This is a genomic window from Ruegeria sp. F11 (genome assembly GCF_056533855.1).
Genome location: NZ_JBQFOW010000001.1, coordinates 255,718 through 271,355 on the forward strand (window position 1 = coordinate 255,718; position 15,638 = coordinate 271,355).

Genomic DNA, 15,638 nt, shown 5'->3' on the forward strand with positions numbered 1-15,638 from the left:
AACGGACGAATCGTTAAGGGAATGATTCGCCGTTAGCGCGAAACGCGCGACAGGCAAAATGGGGCGGCAGGAATGATTGGGCGCAGATCACAGCGCGATTCCGAAGAGGACACGGATGTCAGACCGAAAGGTTATGACGACTATGAGGTTCGGCTTGGCGACATGATGCGCGGTGAGCGCGCCACCATGGGCAAGTCGCTTCTGGACGTGCAGCGCGAATTGCGGATCAAGGCCACCTACATCGCCGCCATCGAAAACGCTGATCCCGATGCTTTCGACACACCCGGTTTCATCGCCGGGTATGTGCGTTCCTACGCCCGCTATCTGGGCATGAACCCGGATGAGACCTTTGCCGCCTTCTGCAAGGAAAGCGGGTTCGAGGTCGCCCACGGCATGTCGGCTGAGGCCTCGGTGGTGCGTAAACCCCTTGGCGGCACTCCGGCGCGTGGCCCGATGGGGCATGATCCGTTTATCTCTCCGAATACGCCGTTTGTTCCGGGCCGCGAGTCTCTGGTCAGCCAGATTGAACCCCGCGCAATAGGCTCATCGCTGGTGTTGCTGATGCTGATCGGCGGGATTGGTTATGGCGGCTGGTCGGTTTTGAACCGGATTCAGCAAGTGCAGGTCAGCCCGGTTGAACAGGCACCTGTGGTGCTGGCTGATCTCGACCCGCTGGATGCGGCGCGCAACAACAGCGAAACGGTCGAAACAGCGGCTGCCCCAACGGCTGAGGCGCTGGATCGCCTCTATCGCCCGCAGGCTCTGGACGTTCCGGTCTTGGTTGCCCGCGATGCTCCGATCTCGACCCTTGATCCGCGCAATGTCGGCACGTTCCGCCCGCCGGAACCGCCGAAGGTCGAGCTGGCCGAGGTGCATACGGTTGAAAGACCGGCCCTGCCGCAAGTGGTCGAACAGATTGACACCACGCTCAAAATTGTCGCCGTCAATCCGGCTTGGATGCGGGTGACTGCCGCCGATGGCAGCGTGATCTTCGAAGGCACGCTGGGTACGGTTGAACAAGGCAACGTGTTCGAAGTGCCGCTGACCGAAGAACCCCCGCAACTGCGCGCGGGCGCGTCGGGTTCAGTGTTCTTCTCGATGAACGGTGAACATTACGGCCCCGTAGGCGCGCCGGGCACGGTCGCCAAGGGCGTTGTTCTGTCGAAGGAGTCCGTGGCCGAAACCTATGCGGTTGCCGATCTGGAAGCCGAACAGAACAGCGCGCTGAAACAAGTCGTGGCCGAGCTTCAGTCGCAGGCGACAGAAGAGCCCGCCGAGTGATCTAGCCATTGCGGAGTTTAGGTTGCCGGACTATCTAAAGGCGCAACCCAGGCAGACGCGGACCGGTCCTCATGTCCCTTAATCACGTACGTCCATGGCGCGATATCTATCGCCGCAAATCCCGTCAGATCATGGTCGGGAACGTACCCGTTGGTGGGGATGCGCCGATTGCTGTGCAGACCATGACCAACACGCTGACCACCGACGTAGCGGCCACCGTCGCGCAGGTACAGGCCGCAGCCGAAGCGGGTGCGGATATCGTGCGCGTTTCGGTCCCCGATGAAGCATCTTCCAAAGCGTTGAAAGAGATTGTGCGCGAAAGCCCGGTACCCATCGTGGCCGACATTCACTTCCACTATCGCCGCGGGATCGAGGCTGCCGAGGCTGGGGCCGCCTGCCTTCGCATCAACCCCGGCAATATCGGTGACGAAAAGCGGGTCAAAGAGGTGATCGCCGCCGCACGGGACCACAATTGCTCGATCCGCATCGGGGTGAACGCGGGGTCGCTGGAGAAACACCTGCTTGAGAAATACGCCGAGCCATGCCCCGAGGCGATGGTCGAAAGCGGGCTGGAACATATCCGCATTCTTGAGGACAACGATTTCCACAACTTCAAGATCAGCGTCAAAGCCAGCGATGTCTTTCTGTCCGCCGCCGCCTATCAGGGCATAGCCGAGGCCACCGACGCGCCGATCCATCTTGGCATCACCGAGGCCGGAGGGCTGGTCAGCGGCACCATCAAATCCGCCATTGGCCTGGGCAATCTGCTGTGGATGGGCATCGGCGACACGATCCGTGTCAGCCTGTCAGCCGATCCGGTGGAAGAGGTCAAGGTAGGCTTTGAAATCCTGAAATCCCTTGGCCTGCGCCATCGTGGGGTGAATATCATCTCCTGCCCCTCCTGCGCGCGTCAGGGGTTTGATGTGATCAAGACGGTCGAGGCGCTTGAGCATCGGCTGGAACACATCAAAACGCCCATGTCCCTGTCTATCATCGGCTGCGTCGTGAACGGCCCCGGAGAGGCGTTGATGACCGACGTGGGCTTCACCGGCGGCGGGGCTGGATCGGGCATGGTCTATCTGGCGGGCAAGGCCAGCCACAAGATGTCGAACGATCAGATGATCGACCACATCGTCGAGCAGGTCGAGAAAAAGGCCGCTGAACTGGATGCCGCGCAGGAGGCGGCAGAGTAGCGTTTCGTAAGAACCCGACAGGTGCCGCCAGATCGTAAGATTAGCAAGTCTCGCAAACGAGGCTTCAATGCCAACGAGGTCGGCTGACGGCCACGCAGGTGTTGACAGATTATATCCTCGTAAGGCCATGATTTGCATATGCGGATCGCGGCCCTTCTTCTTTCAATCACCTTCATCGCCATAGCGGACACCGCCCGCTCTTGCGAACTGGCCTTGGCTTTGGCGCTTGATGTTTCGGGCAGCGTGGATGCCGACGAACACAGGTTGCAGCGTCAGGGGCTGGCCTCGGCGTTGCTGGATTCTGACGTTGTAACAGCGGTGTCTGCTCAACCCGGCGGGGTCGCGCTTATGGTTTATGAATGGTCGGATTCGCGGCAACAGAACCAAATTGTCGCCTGGCGGCTGGTGAAAGGCACTGCCGGGTTGAACGCGGTGGCCGCCGAGGTTCTAGCGGCGCCAAGAAGCGCGACAGGCGCGACCGGGATTGGCCCGGCGGTGGCCTTCGGTGCGTTGATGTTCGAATACGGGCCGTCCTGCAAGCGGCGGGTGATTGATGTGTCCGGGGACGGCAAACACAACAACGGTTTTCGTCCACATGTGGCACGTGAAATGCCCGCCATGCAGGGTGTAACCGTCAACGCTCTGGTCATCGAGGGGGCCGAGCCCGAGGTGTTGGCCTATTACGTCGACCACGTCATCTCGGGCAGCGGGGCGTTTGTGGAAATCGCCGCCGGATACGCCGACTATGCGGCGGCGCTCCGGCGAAAACTGCTTCGCGAGATTCCTGTACCGGTTGCCCGACAGGACCAGCCAGAGGCCCGATCCAATTAACCCTGCTCGGCCCGAACCCCGTCGGCAATCTGCTGCATCTGTTCTGCAGGCAGGAAGCCCCGCAGCATTTCGGTGCCCAAAACGAAGGATGGCGTACCCGTGATCCGCATCCGCTGTGCCAGTGCGCGGGTCTGGGCGATCTCTTCGGTCACCTTGTCGCTGTCCATCGCATCGATGATCGCATCGCTGTCCAGCCCAAGACCGTCCGAGATGCGGCGCAAGGTGACCTCGGATGGTTCACCGCCGAACTCCAGCAGCGCGTCGTGAACCTGCTTGTAAGCATCGCCACCGGCCACCTGCTTGGTCGCGATGGCAAAGCGTGACGACAGGACCGAGCCTTCGCCCAAAATCGGCAGTTCCTTGATCACCAGCCGGATATTGCCGTCTTCGGCCAGCAGGCTTGCCACCTCGGGTACGGCCCGGCGGCAATAGCCGCAGCGATAATCCATGAACTCGACCAGTGTGATATCGCCTTCAGGGTTGCCGCCGACCCAGCTATAGCCGTCGTCGAACAGCTCGTCCGCGTTGGCGGCGACCAGTTCCTTGTCGGCATGCGCTTCAGCTGCGGCGGTGCGTTCTTCCAGAATGTTGATTGCCTCAAGGATCACTTCGGGGTTTTCCAGCAGATACTCCCGAACCTGCTCGCCGAATTCGTCTTTTTCGGCGTCACTCATGGCGTTCAGGTCCAGCGCCTGTGCGGGACTGGTGAGCATGGAAAGCCCCAGAAGGGCTGGTGCTGCATGTCTGAGGATCATTTCCGTTTCCTTTTTTCCTTTTCGGCGCGTTGTGAAGCAATCAACACATCCTGCGCCCTTTGCCAACCCGGTGAGCCTTCGGGCAACTGCCCGATGGCCCGTTTCGCGTGAATGCCTGCATCGGCCAGTTTGCCCTGCAGCGCATACCGTTCTGCGGTGACGGTCGAGGCCATCCCGCTATTGCCAACCTTAGCGTAAGCCGCCCCTAGATCGCGCATCAACCGCGCGTCGCGGTAGTCGCGGGCGCGTGCGTTTTCAAGAGCTTGCAAGGCTTCCTTCGTCTTGCCCTGTGCCAGTAAAGCCCGCCCATAGCCCGCCAGAATCAGCGAGTCATTCGGGGCCATCTCAACCGCTTGCCCATATGCTGTAACAGCCTCTTGCAACTGCCTGTTTTCCAGCATGATTTGCCCTTTTAGTTCGTAGTAGAACGGATCTTCGGGGCGCATCGCCAAAGCCTCGTCAATCGCGGCGCGGGCGCGGGCCAGATCGCGGTTCTGGTGATGGGCCGAGGCCTCGCGCATCATGCGAATGTCGTAGTCGGTTTCCTCATGCGATCGACGCAGGGTCCATGTGGGTGAGCGCAGAAAGGCCGAGAGTTTGCCTTTGACCCGTGCGAACCAGTAATCGGCATTGGCATTCGGCTGTGCCTTGTCGCCGAACTGATCCAGAAACGTCTCAGCCACGCGCAGGCGTTCGCGACTGGTCGGGTGTGAGCGCATATAGGGGTCCTGATTGGCTGGGCTCAGCAATTCCTGACCGGCAAACTTTCGATGCAGCTTAACCATGCCACTGGGTGAGATGCCTGCCCATCGCAAATAGCTGGCTGCACTCCGGTCGGCGGCGGATTCCTCGGCCCGTGTATGCCCCAGAAAACTGCGCAGGGCGGCAGATTGCGTACCTGTAGCGATCCCGGCCGCGGCTTCCCCAGCGCCGGCGGCTCCGGCGATCAGGGCGAGGGCAGTGCCCAGACCGGCCTTGCGCTTCGCGGCTTTCAGATTTTCGGCGCGCCGAGCCAGGTGGCCGTTGGCGATATGCGCCGCCTCATGCGCGATTACGGCTTGCAGCATGTCGGGGCTGTCCACCGTCAGAATCAGCCCATAATTCAGATAGATAGCGTTGTAGTCTATGACGAAAGCGTTGAAGGTGCTGTCATTGACCACCAGGATGCGCACGCGATTGGTGTTCAGGCCAGCGGCGCGCAGTACCGGAAAGGCCAGTTCGCGCAACCCGTGTTCTATATCAGCGTCCCGGATCAGGCCTTGCGCATGGCTTTGCGCGGCTGCTGCCAGCCACATCACCGCAGCCAGCATCAGGGCCGGGATTGACGCCAGCCTGGATACGCGTTCAAAAGCCATGGCTGCAACATGGGAGATGGGCATGAGAAACTCAACCCGGTCCGGGGTCGATCCTTTCATTGTGATGGATGTGATGGAGGCCGCGCGCAAAGCCGAGGAGGCAGGTCGCCACGTGATCCATATGGAGGTCGGCCAGCCCGGAACCGGTGCCCCCAAGGGCGCGACTAAGGCCTTGGCAAGCGCAATGGAACAAGGCCCGCTGGGCTATACCGTGGCGCTGGGTCTGCCCGCGTTGCGGCAGCGCATCGCCCGGATGTATGGCGAATGGTACAATGTCGATCTGAACCCCGAGCGGGTGGTGATCACCCCCGGATCCTCGGGCGGTTTCCTGCTGGCCTTCACCGCACTGTTCGACAGCGGCGACCGCGTTGGCATCGGCGCGCCGGGATACCCCTCGTACCGTCAGATACTGAAAGCTCTGGGTCTGGTGCCCGTCGATCTGCCCACTGCGCCGGAGAACCGGTTGCAACCAATTCCGGCCGATTTCGCCGGGTTGGACCTGCAGGGGCTTATGGTTGCTTCACCCGCGAACCCCACCGGCACCATGCTGGATCACGCGGCCATGCGCGCGCTGATCGACGCAGCGCAGGGGCAGGGCGCATCCTTCATCAGCGACGAAATCTACCACGGTCTGGAGTATGAGGCCAAAGCCGTCACCGCGCTAGAACTGACGGATGAGTGCTATGTGATCAATTCGTTCTCCAAGTATTTCTCGATGACCGGCTGGCGCGTCGGCTGGATGGTGGTGCCCGAGGATCAAGTGCGCGTGGTCGAGCGCATTGCGCAGAATATGTTCATCTGCGCGCCGCATGCCAGTCAGGTCGCGGCACTTGCGGCGATGGAGTGCGAGGACGAACTGCAGGCCAATTTGGACATCTATCGCCAGAACCGCGCCTTGATGCTGGACAGTCTGCCCAAAGCTGGCTTCACCAACATCGCGCCGCCTGACGGGGCGTTTTATGTCTATGCCGACGTGTCGGACCTGACCAATGACAGCCGCGCCTTTGCGGCCGAGATTCTCGACAAGGCCGGTGTCGCCGTCACGCCCGGTCTGGATTTCGACCCGGAACGCGGCCACACGACGCTGCGCTTTTCCTACGCTCGTGCCACCGCTGACATTCAAGAGGGGCTGGACCGGCTGCATACCTTCATGGCCGAGCGCGGGGCGATCACGGAACGGGCCTGAGCCGTTCACAAACGCCACCCGATGGGATAGGCTGGCGCGCAAACGATCTCGGGAAAACTTGAGGCCATGAGCAGGATACTCTTTTGCATCGCGCTGATCTGGGCGCTGGCTGGTGCTGCCGTTGCGCAGGATTTCAGCGCGTTGGCGCGTATTCAGCCTAAGGACAGCCGGATCGTCGATACCGGGCAGACCGGTGTACGCGTGGACCTTAGCCTCAGCCAGGGTGTGCCATACCGCATCTTCACCCTGCGCGATCCCTACCGGATGGTTCTGGATTTTCAGGAGGTGGACTGGACCGGCCTGAACCGCGACGACTTCCTGCAATCCAAGCGCATCAGCGGTGTGCAGTTCGGTGCCTACGTGCCGGGCTGGTCGCGTCTGGTTCTGGAACTGGGCGCGCCGATGGCTGTAGATACAGCGGATTTGCGGATCAATGAGGTCTCGGGCACGGCGCTGTTGTCGCTGCATCTGAAAGGCACCGATTTTGACGCTTTCAACGCCTCGGCAGGTGCGCCGCGCAACCCCGGTTGGGATTTGCCGGAACCGGCGGTGATCGACGGTGTGGTCCCGCGCAATGCAGACCGCACCCTGCGCGTGATGCTGGATCCCGGCCATGGGGGCATTGATCCGGGGGCCGAGGTCGGCGGGATCGACGAGAAGACCATGATGCTGGTCTTTGCACGGGAGCTGCGCGAGCTGCTTTTGCGGTCAGGCGGTTACGAGGTGGTTCTGACTCGCGTCGAGGATCAGTTCGTCTCGCTGGAACGCCGCATTGCACTGGCGCATCGGGCCGGGGCGGATGTGTTCATTTCTCTGCACGCCGATTCACTCTCGGAAGGGCAGGCACATGGCGCGGCGGTTTATACCCTGTCTGCGGATGCGTCGGATGTGGCCAGCGTGAAGCTGGCCGAACGGCATGACCGGGGCGACCTGATTTCAGGTATCGACCTGAACGGGGCCGACGATCAGGTGGCCGATGTCCTGCTGGACATGGCACGGCAGGAAACCAAACCCCGCACGAACGCGCTGGCGCAAGCTTTGGCGAACGGCATGGCGCAGCAGGGCGGGCCCATGAATAGCAAACCCTTGCGCACGGCCTCTTTTTCGGTGCTCAAGGCGGCGGATATCCCTTCGGTACTGGTTGAACTTGGATTTCTTTCCAGCGCCAGAGACTTGAAAAACCTGAAAAATCCGGAATGGCGGGCGAAGATGGCGGTGGGCATCAAAAGCGGTCTGGATGACTGGCACCAGCAGGATGTGATCCGGCAAACCCTGATTGGTCAGTGACCCGGGCGTCCAAAACGGCTAGAATGCGCTTGTGGTTTTGACCCTTGTGCCGTGCATCCCTATATAGGCGGCAGCGCGAGAAAAAGGCAGTAACGTGATCCGGTTCATTCTTTCGATTTTCGGGGCGATCTTCAGCCTCGTAACTTTGGGTATCTTCATGGCCGCACTGGTGATCGGTGCGGTCTTTTGGATGTATGGCCGTGACCTGCCCAGCCATGAATCGCTGGCGCAATACAAGCCGCCAACCATCAGCCGGATATACTCGGGCGAAGGGCAACTGATCGACGAATTCGCACAAGAGCGCCGCCTGTTCACGCCGTCGGAAGAAATCCCCGATCTGGTGAAACAGGCGTTCATCTCGGCGGAAGATAAGAATTTCTACACCCATCAGGGCTATGACCCGCGCGGCATCATCGCCGCCGGGGTTGAGGCTGTACGGACCAAAGGCGAAACCGTGCGGGGTGCCTCGACCATCACGCAGCAGGTGATGAAGAACTTCCTGCTGTCCGGCGACCGCCGGGCCGAGCGCAAGATCAAGGAGATCATCCTCGCCACACGGCTTGAGGATACCTTGGACAAGGAACAGATCCTCGAACTCTATATGAATGAGATCTTTCTGGGCCAGAACTCTTATGGCGTGACGGCTGCTGCCCAGACCTATTTTAACAAGACGCTGCAGGAACTGGCCCCGCATGAGGCGGCGATGCTGGCCGCGATGCCCAAGGCGCCCTCGGATTACCACCCGGTGCGACAGAAACAGCGCCTGCTAGACCGCCGCAACTACGTGCTGCGCGAGATGCGTCAGAACGGCTATATTGATCAGGCCACCTATGATACCGAGGTCGAGATGCCCCTGCGCTCGGTGCAGAACGGCGATTTCGAAAGCTTCCGTACTGCTCTGCCGCCTCGTGACTATTTCACCGACGAAATCCGCCGCCAGCTGAGCGAGGATTTTGGCGAGGGTGAGTTTTTTACCGGAGGCTTTACCGTCCGTGCGTCCGTGGACGAAGAAATGCAGGTCGAAGCAGCCCGTGCGCTGCGCGAGGCGCTGCAGAAATATGACCTGTCTCGTGGCAAATGGCGCGGCACGGGTGAGGTCATCGCCGAAGAAAAGCTGGCAGATGAGGCGCAATGGCGCGAGGCGCTGTCCATCATCGAAATCCCGCGCGATGTGGTGCTGCCGACCCAATGGTACCCTGCCGTGGTGCTGAACGTAGCCGATCAGTCCCTGACCGTCGGGATCGAGGACGGCCCTGCCGACGGCATCATTCCACGCTCTGACATCAAGTGGATGCAGGGCGACTTTGCCGCGAACTTCAAACGCGGTGACGTGATCCTTGTCATGGCGGGGGAAGAGGGCCAGTGGTCCGCCCGTCAGGTGCCCGAAGTGCAGGGCGGCTTTGTCGCGATGGACGTGAACTCGGGCCGCGTTCTGGCTATGCAGGGCGGGTTCTCGTATCAGGACACCGTATTCAACCGCGCCACGCAGGCGCAGCGCCAGCCGGGGTCTTCGTTCAAACCCTTCGTCTATGCCGCCGCGCTGGACAGTGGCTATAGCCCGGCCACCATCGTTGTGGATGCCCCGATCGAGGTGAACACGCCCCAAGGCCTGTGGCGGCCCAAGAACTCGTCCAACAAGTTCTACGGCCCCACGCCGCTACGCACGGGGATTGAACAATCGCGGAACCTGATGACCATTCGTCTGGCGCAAGAGGTCACGATGCCGGTTGTCGCAGGCTACGCCGAACGGTTCGGCGTTTATGACCGCATGGGCGCGTTCCTAGCGAACTCGCTGGGGTCCGAGGAAACCACGCTTTACAAAATGGTCGCCGCCTACGCGATGTTCGCCAATGGCGGTGAGCGGGTCGAGCCCACTCTGGTCGACCGAATTCAGGACCGGTTCGGCAAGACCATCTATCGCCACGACGACCGACAGTGCCTGGATTGTAACTCAAGCTGGCTGGAACCGGATGAGTCGCCAACCATTGAGACCAACCGCTCTCAGGTCATGGACGCAATCACCGCGTATCAGTTGACCTCGATGATGAAGGGCGTTGTGGATCGCGGCACGGCGTCTCGCCATGTGAACCTGCCGGTGCCGACAGCGGGTAAAACCGGAACAACCAACGAATCCAAGGACGCGTGGTTTATCGGCTTCACATCCAACATCGTCGCCGGTTGCTACATCGGTTACGACCGTCCCCGCCCGATGGGGCGTGGAGCTTACGGCGGCACCATGTGCGGCCCTGTGTTCCAAAGCTTCATGGAAAAAGCGGTCGAGAAATACGGCGGCGGCCCGTTCGAAGTGCCTCCGGGTGGTCATTTCATCAAGATCGACCGCTTCAGCGGCGCGCGTCTGCCCCAAGAGGCCAGCGGCGAATATGTGGTGGCCGAATACTTCCGCGATGGCGTCGATGGGTTCATCGACCGAGTTTATGACGGCGGCTTCGCCATCGGCTCGGACCTGCCGCTGTTCGAAGAGGTTCAGCGCGCCGGTGTTCAGGTGCAGACCTCGACCGGTCAGACTGTCATCGTGGGACCAAAGGCCACGCAGGGCGATGTGACGACCGGCGGGCTTTATTGATCCGCGATCTGTAGGAAAAGGTGCAGCAAATCGGCCTCATCGTCATCAGTGATGAGGCCGTTTGACCTCCAGAAAATCGACAAGGCGCATTTTGCGGCTGCCCATTTGGCAAGGCGGGCGCGTGATATCTGCATCGCGTCGGCGTAGAGTGTTAGGCAGGCTTCGACCTGTCGCCTTTGGCGCACCAGATCGGGCATTCCTTTTGGGTGACGAAGTGCATTGGCGAGTTCAAAAGCCGGATCGCCCAGATATCCTTTGGCATCAATCACACAGGGACCATCCGGCGTCAGGATGACATTGTCCGGGTGCAAATCCCCATGCAGCGGCGTTGCTGTTGTCTGAGTGTCCAGCAGGTCCTGTGCCAAGGCGATTGCGCGCCGCATGTGCTGCTCCAAAGGGTGGCAACTATCGGCGAACGTGCAATCAAATAGCGGGGTGAACACCTGATGCAAAGGTTTCAGGCCCGCGCATTGAACCGTGGGTGCGCGGTGCAGCCGCCGCGCCGTGCCGGCGAGCATCTGCAGGGCGCGATCCGGCTGACCCGCCCGGGCTATGTCGCCCAAAGATTGCCCCTCCAACCACTCCATCAACACGGCGTTTCGCGCCTCTGCCAGAACCCGAACAGCGCCGCGATCTTGCCAAAGCCTCAGAAGCTCTACCCCGGCGGCCTCATTGCCCCGATCCGCCCGGCGATAGAGTTTCAACGCGGCTGGACCATTGGCCGTTTGAACCTTCAACACCTGCGCATGGCCGGTGTCGGCGACTTGATACAGAAGGCTCAGCCCCCACTCATCTGCAAACTTCTTCGCCGTGCTCAGCATTCCCATCCCGCCCGTCTTGTGGTGGCCTGCGCCTCTTGCTATCACGCAGGCCTGATTGAGCAAGTTGGGACAAGACCATGCGCGCCGAAACCCAGAACATCGTGGCGGAAATCGAAAAGTCGCTAGAGCTGCTGGCGCAGCGCATGGACTATGAAACCGCGCCGCATCGGCTTGAGGAGTTCAATGCGCGCGTCGAAGACCCCAACCTGTGGGACAGCCCCGAAAGCGCCCAGAAACTGATGCGCGAGCGTCAGATGCTGGTGGACGCCATTGAGACCTACGAGTCCATCAAGACCGATCTGAGCGACAATATCGAACTGATCGAGTTGGGCGAGATGGAAGAGGACGAAGAGGTCGTTCAGGATGCCGAAGCGGCCATCAAGGCGCTTGGCGCGAAGGCCGCCAAGAAAGAGCTTGAGGCGCTGCTGGATGGCGAGGCAGATGGCAATGACACCTTCCTCGAGATCAACTCGGGCGCAGGCGGGACCGAAAGCTGCGATTGGGCCTCGATGCTCGCGCGGATGTATGTGCGGTGGGCCGAGAAGAAGGGCTATACGGTCGAGCTGCAATCCGAGACAGCGGGGGAAGAGGCAGGGATCAAATCCGCCGCCTATAAGATTTCCGGGCATAACGCCTATGGCTGGCTGAAATCGGAAAGCGGCGTGCACCGGTTGGTAAGGATTTCGCCCTATGACTCGGCAGCGAAGCGGCATACCTCTTTTAGTTCGGTTTGGGTCTATCCCGTGGTAGACGACAATATCGAGATCGAGGTCAACCCGGCGGACATCCGCATTGATACCTACCGGTCTTCGGGCGCGGGTGGTCAGCACGTTAATACCACAGACTCGGCGGTGCGGATCACGCACATCCCGACCGGGATTGTTGTTACTAGTTCCGAAAAGTCGCAGCACCAGAACCGGGATATCGCCATGAAGGCGCTGAAATCGCGGCTGTATCAGCAGGAACTCGACCGCCGCAACGCGGATATCAACGCCGCGCATGAGGCCAAGGGCGATGCGGGCTGGGGCAATCAGATCCGATCCTATGTGCTGCAGCCTTACCAAATGGTGAAGGACTTGCGGACGAACCACGAAACCTCGGACACCAAAGGGGTTCTGGACGGTGATTTGGACGGGTTCATGGCCGCAACGCTGGCGCTGAACGTCGCTGGCAAAAGCCGGTCCGAGGCGCAGGGCGAGGGATAAGTCGCCAGCGCTGCGGTCTGCGTTAAAAATACATCTAAACAGCAGGTTTAAATGATCTGCGCGTCTGGTTAGGCTGGCTCTGAAAGGCAGCATCACAGGCGAAAATGATCCATCCCGTCACATCGGCCACCGAGTTGCTGGGCCAGCTGGCAAACCGCCAGTTGTCGGCCCTCGATCTGATGCGTGCAACGCTGGACCGGATCGAAGCAGTCAATGGCGCGGTCAACGCCATCGTCGCGCTGCGGGACAGGGATGCGTTGCTGGCCGAGGCGCAAGCCCATGATGACGGACCCATCCGGGGGCCGCTGCACGGGCTGCCGATTGCGGTCAAGGATCTGGTCAATGTGGCGGGGGTTGTGTCGTCTCAGGGCTCTCCGATTTTTCGGAACTTTGTGCCGGATACCGACGCCCTGATCGCTAAACGGATGCGGGCGGCAGGGGCGATACTGATCGGCAAGACAAATACGCCCGAGTTCGGTTTGGGCTCGAACACGTTCAACTCGGTCTATGGGGCGACCCGGAACCCGTATGACACCGGGCGCAGTTGCGGCGGGTCTTCCGGCGGCGCTGCCGTTGCGCTGGCGACGGGGATGGCGGCGCTGGCGGACGGGTCCGACATGATGGGCAGCCTGCGCAACCCGGCGGCGTGGAACAACGTTTACGGGTTCCGGCCCAGTTGGGGCAGGGTGCCCTCCGATCCGGTCGGTGACGGGTTCCTGCATCAGCTTTCGACACTTGGCCCCATGGCTCGCAGCCCCGAAGATCTGGGGTTATTGCTGGACGTGATCTCAGGGCCTGACCCCAGATCGCCATTGGCTGCACGCAGCGAACCTGTGTCGCCGGTGCAAGCCACCGACCTAACCGGCGTTCGGATCGGCTGGCTGGGCGACTGGGGCGGGGCGTTTCCGATGGACCACGGCATACTAGACCTGTGCCGGGACGCGCTGACCGTGTTCGAAGACCTCGGTGTGCAGGTCGATGCGGTGCCCCCGCCTTTCGACCCGGAAGAGATTTGGAACAGCTGGATCACCTTGCGCTCCTGGAACGTCGCGGCGAACCTTGAGCCTTTGCTGGACCAGCGCGCATCGCTGAAGGACAGCGCGCAGTGGGAGCTGGATCGCGGCCTCGCGCTCACAGCGATGGAGGTGCATAGAGCCAGCCTGATCCGGTCTGGCTGGTTCCGAAAAACCGCAGTGTTGTTTCAGGATTATGACGCTCTGGTTCTGCCTGCCGCTCAGGTCTGGCCCTTTGGCATCGAAGCCGAATACCCGACCCGGATTGCTGGGCAGGAAATGGATACCTATCATCGCTGGATGCAGGTGACGGTTCCTGTCAGCCTGATTGGGCTGCCCTGTCTGGCCGCGCCCGCAGGCTTTGGTGCCAACGGATTGCCGATGGGTGTGCAGATCTTCGGCCCACGCGGGGCAGACGCACGCCTGCTTTCGATAGGGGCGGCCTATCACGCGGCGACGAAATGGCCGGAAAGAAGACCGGCGATGCCATAACGCCGGAACGGGAGGAGGAGACACATGGACAAACCCTTTGGCGTGCCTGAGATGCGCCCGGCTGATACGGCTATGCTGCGCACAGCCTTGCAACAGGCCTGGGGCGATTTTCGCCGTGCCCCGCTGTTCGGGCTGATCTTTGCGGGGTTTTATGTTCTGGCCGGATGGGCGATGGCCTGGGTCACGATTCAGACCGGAACAACGTTCTGGCTGGTTCTTGCAGCCATCGGTTTCCCTCTGATCGGCCCGTTTGCGGCGGTGGGTCTGTATGAGGTTTCTCATAGGCTTGAGCAGGGTGAGCCGCTGGATATGGGCTCAATCTTCGGCGTCGTTGTGCAGCAAAGCCGCCGTCAATTGCCGTCGATCTGCGCCATTATCGTTGTCATGTTTCTGTTCTGGTTCTTCCTCGGGCACATGATCTTTGCGCTGTTCATGGGCCTGTCGACGATGACCAACGTGTCTTCGTCACTGGAAGTGTTCTGGACCTTGAACGGTCTGACAATGCTGGCCGTAGGCACCGCGGTCGGGGCTATATTTGCAACGCTTTTGTATATGCTCAGCGTGCTGTCGATCCCGATGCTGCTGGATCGAGAGCTGGATTTCGTGACGGCGATGATCTCCAGTTATTCCTATGTCGCGGCCAATCTGCCCGTCATGCTGGGGTGGGGGGCATTTATCGCAGTCGTGACGTTCGTGTCGATGATCCCGTGGTTTCTGGGCCTGTTTCTGGTGCTACCGCTATTGGGGCATGCCAGTTGGCACCTGTACCGCCAGATCACGCAGGGTTCTGAGGTCGCCGAAGGCTAGCGCCACTCGCGTTCAACCTTCGTTGGTTGCCAATATGCCGACCTCTTGGTTCGCCGCATTGCGGGCGGCGCCAAGCACGGTTTTCGCGTTTTGCCCCAGATGGTGCACATCGATCAGGCGTGTTTGTGTGCCGCCATTCGGCGGGTTTGACATTGCGATCAGCTTGCCACTCCAGACTTGTTCGGCGTCATTCGGCGACCTGGAAATCAGATAAAGATGGCTGTTCTCACCATTGCGGCGGGACAACAGGATATAGGTTTGCCCTGCGGTACTGACGGCGATGCCCTTTATCTCGCGCGCTTTGGGTAACGCGCGGGGCATGGTTGAGCGGGGCGCGTACCCGCGGACCAGCGTGCATTGAGGCAACCGCTTTGCGTATAACAGGTTCAGTGTGCCGCCACCGCCGCGTTCGGTTACACGATAGAAACCTGATTGAAACCCGGCATTGTGTGAGGAGTCAGAGCCCGAGCCCAAAAACTCGGTCAAAAGCGACGCTGCCGGATGATCCACGGGCCGCGGAATGTCATCCAGATCGGTCAGCAGAATGCGGGCATCGACGTCGAAAAACCGGCAGATGCGATCCAGAACCTCGGGGCGTGGAAAGCTTTCGCCGGTCAAGTAACGATTGAACTGGGTCCGATTGATGCCCAACTGCCGGCATAGCCCCGAGACGGTCGGGTACCGCCGCACCAACCGCTTGAGATTCGAGCCAAACATGGCGCGCAGTTCCGCCGGGCTGCGAATATGGTCGGTCATACTATCCCAGGCCTTGCTTCCAACACTGAGGAAAAACCAAAACGACGTCGATCAGCAGACCGAACGCGCGTC

The 15,638-nt window shown here is 60.7% G+C and carries 13 protein-coding genes; 9 read left to right on the forward strand and 4 right to left on the reverse strand.

The annotated features are described in order from the left end of the window. The first annotated feature begins 72 nt into the window (after positions 1–72). The 3 genes from ACR0NJ_RS01285 to ACR0NJ_RS01295 all read left to right on the forward strand — a co-directional run bounded on the left by ACR0NJ_RS01285 (position 73) and on the right by ACR0NJ_RS01295 (position 3,305). Positions 73–1,281, forward strand: coding sequence for a helix-turn-helix domain-containing protein (locus ACR0NJ_RS01285; RefSeq protein ID WP_480815320.1), 1,209 nt, complete (start codon positions 73–75; stop codon positions 1,279–1,281). A gap of 71 nt (positions 1,282–1,352) precedes the next feature. Then, positions 1,353–2,474: a flavodoxin-dependent (E)-4-hydroxy-3-methylbut-2-enyl-diphosphate synthase gene (gene ispG, locus ACR0NJ_RS01290; protein ID WP_480815321.1), complete on the forward strand. Its 1,122-nt coding sequence runs from the start codon at positions 1,353–1,355 to the stop codon at positions 2,472–2,474. 138 nt (positions 2,475–2,612) lie between these two features. Further along, a complete protein-coding gene (locus tag ACR0NJ_RS01295; protein ID WP_480815322.1) occupies positions 2,613–3,305 on the forward strand; it encodes a DUF1194 domain-containing protein in 693 nt (230 codons plus the stop codon). Here ACR0NJ_RS01295 and ACR0NJ_RS01300 read toward each other — a convergent pair. Further along, positions 3,302–4,060, reverse strand: coding sequence for a DsbA family protein (locus ACR0NJ_RS01300; RefSeq protein ID WP_480815323.1), 759 nt, complete (start codon positions 4,058–4,060; stop codon positions 3,302–3,304). The two genes, ACR0NJ_RS01295 and ACR0NJ_RS01300, sit on opposite strands and share 4 nt — an antisense overlap. Further along, positions 4,057–5,439 carry a M48 family metalloprotease gene (locus ACR0NJ_RS01305; protein ID WP_480815324.1) on the reverse strand — a complete coding sequence of 461 codons (1,383 nt, stop codon included), beginning with the start codon at positions 5,437–5,439 and terminating at the stop codon, positions 4,057–4,059. The genes ACR0NJ_RS01300 and ACR0NJ_RS01305 overlap by 4 nt, the downstream gene beginning before the upstream one ends. On the opposite strand from ACR0NJ_RS01305, the gene ACR0NJ_RS01310 reads away from it, so the two are divergent. From ACR0NJ_RS01310 to ACR0NJ_RS01320, 3 genes are all read left to right on the forward strand, one after another. Then, positions 5,438–6,601: a pyridoxal phosphate-dependent aminotransferase gene (locus ACR0NJ_RS01310; protein ID WP_480815325.1), complete on the forward strand. Its 1,164-nt coding sequence runs from the start codon at positions 5,438–5,440 to the stop codon at positions 6,599–6,601. The genes ACR0NJ_RS01305 and ACR0NJ_RS01310 overlap by 2 nt on opposite strands. 66 nt (positions 6,602–6,667) lie before the next feature. After that, a complete protein-coding gene (locus tag ACR0NJ_RS01315) occupies positions 6,668–7,888 on the forward strand; it encodes an N-acetylmuramoyl-L-alanine amidase (protein ID WP_480815326.1) in 1,221 nt (406 codons plus the stop codon). A gap of 94 nt (positions 7,889–7,982) precedes the next feature. Further along, entirely contained in the window at positions 7,983–10,472 is a 2,490-nt protein-coding gene (locus ACR0NJ_RS01320; RefSeq protein ID WP_480815327.1) for a penicillin-binding protein 1A, read from the forward strand. On the opposite strand, the gene ACR0NJ_RS01325 is transcribed toward ACR0NJ_RS01320, so the two are convergent. Continuing rightward, positions 10,466–11,299, reverse strand: coding sequence for an aminoglycoside phosphotransferase family protein (locus ACR0NJ_RS01325; RefSeq protein ID WP_480815328.1), 834 nt, complete (start codon positions 11,297–11,299; stop codon positions 10,466–10,468). The two genes, ACR0NJ_RS01320 and ACR0NJ_RS01325, sit on opposite strands and share 7 nt — an antisense overlap. Positions 11,300–11,370: 71 nt before the next feature. Between ACR0NJ_RS01325 and prfB the strand changes: the two genes are divergently transcribed. The 3 genes from prfB to ACR0NJ_RS01340 all read left to right on the forward strand — a co-directional run bounded on the left by prfB (position 11,371) and on the right by ACR0NJ_RS01340 (position 14,810). Continuing rightward, positions 11,371–12,498 carry a peptide chain release factor 2 gene (gene prfB / locus ACR0NJ_RS01330; RefSeq protein ID WP_480815329.1) on the forward strand — a complete coding sequence of 376 codons (1,128 nt, stop codon included), beginning with the start codon at positions 11,371–11,373 and terminating at the stop codon, positions 12,496–12,498. 104 nt (positions 12,499–12,602) lie between these two features. Further along, the gene (locus ACR0NJ_RS01335; RefSeq protein ID WP_480815330.1) at positions 12,603–14,003 is read left to right on the forward strand and encodes an amidase; all 1,401 of its coding nucleotides are present in this window, start codon (positions 12,603–12,605) and stop codon (positions 14,001–14,003) included. A gap of 24 nt (positions 14,004–14,027) precedes the next feature. Beyond that, positions 14,028–14,810, forward strand: a complete 783-nt coding sequence (locus ACR0NJ_RS01340) for a DUF2189 domain-containing protein (protein ID WP_480815331.1) — start codon at positions 14,028–14,030, stop codon at positions 14,808–14,810. 12 nt (positions 14,811–14,822) lie between these two features. Here ACR0NJ_RS01340 and ACR0NJ_RS01345 read toward each other — a convergent pair whose 3' ends face one another. Next, the gene (locus tag ACR0NJ_RS01345) at positions 14,823–15,566 is read right to left on the reverse strand and encodes a helix-turn-helix domain-containing protein (RefSeq protein ID WP_480815332.1); all 744 of its coding nucleotides are present in this window, start codon (positions 15,564–15,566) and stop codon (positions 14,823–14,825) included. Between the last annotated feature and the right edge of the window lie 72 nt (positions 15,567–15,638).